This window comes from Pseudomonas sp. NPDC089554 (assembly GCF_050280645.1).
Classification (GTDB): domain Bacteria; phylum Pseudomonadota; class Gammaproteobacteria; order Pseudomonadales; family Pseudomonadaceae; genus Aquipseudomonas.
On record NZ_JBNNVR010000169.1, the window covers coordinates 1 to 3,339 of the forward strand.

The window sequence follows — 3,339 nt, forward strand, 5'->3', positions numbered from 1 at the left end:
CCGCGAATGCGATGTTGAATGCACCGCCGCATTCGCGGGCAAGCCCGCTCCTACAGGGGGCGGTGAAATTCAGAACGGCGCGTGGGAAACCAACTGCCCGCTGAGAAAACCCCAGGCCACCAGCCCGACTGTCAGGGCCGCCAGGGTGACACGCACGGTAAGGGCCTTGAGCAGGCGGGTCGACTGGTCGTCGTCCTTGACCAGGAACACCAGCCCGCTGAACAGGCTGGCGATGGTAGCGAACAGCATCAGGACGATCGCGGCCTTGAGCATGGCGAGACTCCAGGGGGATGCAGTGATGCCTTTGAGTATAGCGCTCGACCTTGCGAGGCCCCGGTGAAGCCGTTTCGCCCCGGCATCGTGCCAACCCTGGTGGTGCTTGCACTGCTGCCGGGGTTGATCGCGCTCGGCTGCTGGCAGCTACGCCGCGCCGATGAAAAGCGACACCTGCTGGATACCTACGCCGAGCGCCGTATCCAGGCGCCGGTCGCCGTCGCGCAGCTTCAACAACTGCCCGACCCGGCCTTCCAACACGTACAGCTGCACGGCCGTTTCGACGCCGAGCACAGCCTGCTGCTGGACAACCGCCTGCGCGACGGCCAGGTCGGTGTCGAGCTGTTGCAACCCTTTCACGACCAGGCCAGCGGCCAGTGGCTGCTGGTCAACCGCGGCTGGCTGCCATGGCCCGACCGACGCGTGCCGGTGCGCTTCGACACCCCACAACAACCCCTGAGCCTCGACGCCTCGGTGTACGTGGCGCCGGGCAGCACCTTCCAGCTGCACCCCGACCCGGCCGGCGGCCAGTGGCCGCACCTGCTGACCGCTGTCGAACCCGCGCAACTGTGGCAACAGCTGGGTCGTGATGGCTTCGCCCATGAATTGCGCCTGGAGCCTGGCCCTGCGAGCTACCGGCTGGACTGGCCGGTGGTCGCCATGGGCCCGGAAAAACACCTGGGCTATGCCGTGCAGTGGTTCGCGTTGGCCGCGGCGCTGGTGCTGCTCTACCTCTATTTCGGTTGGCATAACAACAAGGAGAACCACCATGGGCGCCGTCACGAGTCCACTGGGCGTGCCTGAGCGCGGCAAGTCCCGCGCGCGCGGGCGCTTGCAGCTGATCCTGATCCTGCTGGTGGTGCTGGGGCCGATGTTCCTCGCCACCAGCATGTACAAATTCAAGTTCTGGGTGCCGGAAGGCCGCAGCTATCACGGGGCGATGATCGGCAACGGCGAAACCCGCGCCGACATCGGCATCGATGCCCAATCAGAAGGCTGGCAACTGCTGGTCAGCGCGCCCCAGGCCTGCACCGCCGAGTGCCAGCAACTGGTGTACCTGGCGCGGCAGATCCAGATCGGCCTGGGCCGTGACGCCAGCCGCGCCAGCCATGCCCTGGCCGCCGCGCAGCCGCTGCCTGGCGACTTCCAGGCCACCCTCGAACGTGAATACCCGCAATTGCAGCGCTACCCACTCGATGCCCAGCGCTACGCCAGCAAGGTGACCGAGCCCGGCCCGCAGCTGTGGCTGGTCGACCCCCATGGCAACCTGGTGCTGCGCTACGACGCCAAGGCCAAGGGCAAGCAGGTGCTCGACGACCTGCGCCACCTGCTCAAGCTGTCCAACATCGGCTAGGAGCCCATCATGGCCAGACCCGGATACCGCCTCGCCGTATTCGCCACCCTGCTGGCACTGTTGGTCGTGCTGCTGGGCGCCTACACCCGCCTGACCCACGCCGGCCTCGGTTGCCCCGACTGGCCGGGTTGCTATGGCTTCATCAGCGTGCCCAAGAGCGACGCCCAGCTGGCCCATGCCGAACTGCACTTCCCCGAACACCCGGTGGAAGCAGCCAAGGGTTGGGCGGAAATGGTCCACCGCTACTTTGCCGGTGTCTTGGCATTGGTGATCGCCTGGCTGGCGATCCAGGCCGTGCGTCGACACGCCCGCGACGGCTCGCCCTACCGGCTGCCGGTGTTCTTGCTGGGTGTGGTGCTGGCCCAGGCGGCGTTCGGCATGTGGACCGTCACGTTGAAATTGTGGCCGCAGGTGGTCACCGCGCACCTGCTGGGCGGGTTCACCACCTTGAGCCTGCTGTTCCTACTGTCCCTGCGTCTATCCCGGGCCTTCAAACCGTTGCCGAAGTTGCCGCTCAGCTTGCGCCGGGTAGCAGCATTGGCCTTGCTGGTGGTGGTCGGGCAGATCGCCCTGGGCGGCTGGGTGAGTGCCAACTACGCGGCGGTGGCCTGTGTCGACCTGCCTACCTGCCATGGCCAGTGGTGGCCGGCGGCCGATTTCAGCAACGGCTTCCACCTCACCCAGCATGTCGGCCCCAATTACCTGGGCGGGCAGCTGGACAGCGATGCACGTACGGCCATCCATATGAGCCACCGGTTGGGTGCGTTGATGGTTACCGCCGTGCTGCTGATGCTCAGCTGGAAGTTGCAGCGCAATGGCCTTTCCGGCCTGGCCAGGCTGGTGTTGCTGGCGCTGGCCGTGCAGGTGAGCCTGGGCATCAGCAACGTGCTGTTCCACCTGCCCCTGGGCGTGGCCGTGGCGCACAACGCCGGCGGCGCGATGCTGCTGCTGACCATGGTGCTGGTGAACTACCGCATCCGCGTGGTCGACAAGGTGCGCGTGGGTGCGGGCTGGCGCTTGCGGCCGGTGGTTGGCGTGGGGGTTTCCCATCACATGAGGAACGATTCGTGGCGACGCTTCTGAGCACACGCCGGCAACGGGCCGGCTGGCGGGACTACCTGGAGCTGACCAAGCCCAAGGTGGTGGTGCTGATGCTGATCACTTCGCTGGTGGGCATGTTCCTCGCCACCCGCGCGGGGGTGGCCTGGAGCGTGCTGCTGTTCGGCAACCTGGGCATCGCGCTGTGTGCCGGGGGCGCGGCGGCGGTCAACCATGTGGTCGACCGACGCATCGACGCACTGATGGCCCGCACCCACAAGCGCCCGCTCGCCGAAGGGCGTGTCGGGCCTGTACCGGCGTTGCTGTTCGCCCTGGCCTTGTCGCTGGCGGGCATGGCCCTGCTGCTGGTGTTTACCAACGCCCTCACCGCCTGGCTGACGCTGGCGTCCCTGCTCGGCTATGCGGTGCTCTACACCGGCTTTCTCAAGCGCGCCACGCCGCAGAACATCGTGATCGGCGGACTGGCGGGCGCTGCGCCGCCGTTGCTGGGCTGGGTGGCGGTCAGCGGGCATGTGAGCGCCGAACCCCTGCTGCTGGTGCTGATCATCTTCGCCTGGACACCCCCGCACTTCTGGGCCCTGGCGATCCACCGCAAGGAAGAGTACGCCAAGGCCGATATCCCGATGCTGCCGGTGACCCACGGAGAGCGCTAC

The 3,339-nt window shown here is 67.0% G+C and carries 5 protein-coding genes; 4 read left to right on the forward strand and 1 reads right to left on the reverse strand.

Features of this window, described 5'->3' with window-relative positions; translation table 11 throughout:
* Positions 1–69: 69 nt before the first annotated feature.
* Positions 70–273, reverse strand: a complete 204-nt coding sequence (locus tag ACQKPE_RS25980) for a twin transmembrane helix small protein (RefSeq protein WP_427669563.1) — start codon at positions 271–273, stop codon at positions 70–72.
* 63 nt (positions 274–336) lie between these two features.
* Here ACQKPE_RS25980 and ACQKPE_RS25985 point away from each other — a divergent pair, with 63 nt between their 5' ends.
* The 4 genes from ACQKPE_RS25985 to cyoE form a co-directional block, all read left to right on the forward strand.
* Positions 337–1,077, forward strand: a complete 741-nt coding sequence (locus ACQKPE_RS25985) for an SURF1 family protein (protein WP_427669564.1) — start codon at positions 337–339, stop codon at positions 1,075–1,077.
* Positions 1,043–1,627, forward strand: a complete 585-nt coding sequence (locus tag ACQKPE_RS25990; protein WP_427669566.1) for a hypothetical protein — start codon at positions 1,043–1,045, stop codon at positions 1,625–1,627. Before ACQKPE_RS25985 ends, ACQKPE_RS25990 begins: the two co-directional genes overlap by 35 nt.
* Before the next feature lie 9 nt (positions 1,628–1,636).
* Positions 1,637–2,710, forward strand: a complete 1,074-nt coding sequence (locus ACQKPE_RS25995) for a COX15/CtaA family protein (protein ID WP_427669568.1) — start codon at positions 1,637–1,639, stop codon at positions 2,708–2,710.
* Positions 2,695–3,339 (forward strand): heme o synthase (gene cyoE, locus ACQKPE_RS26000; protein ID WP_427669570.1); only part of this gene is annotated, 645 nt, incomplete at its 3' end. The genes ACQKPE_RS25995 and cyoE, both read left to right, overlap by 16 nt.

Coding starts and splice junctions, on each gene's coding strand:
- ACQKPE_RS25990 (WP_427669566.1), top strand. CDS start 1,043: ATGGGCGCCGTCACGAGTCCACTGGGCGTGCCTGAGCGCGGCAAGTCC.
- ACQKPE_RS25995 (WP_427669568.1), top strand. CDS start 1,637: ATGGCCAGACCCGGATACCGCCTCGCCGTATTCGCCACCCTGCTGGCA.
- ACQKPE_RS25980 (WP_427669563.1), bottom strand. CDS start 273: ATGCTCAAGGCCGCGATCGTCCTGATGCTGTTCGCTACCATCGCCAGC.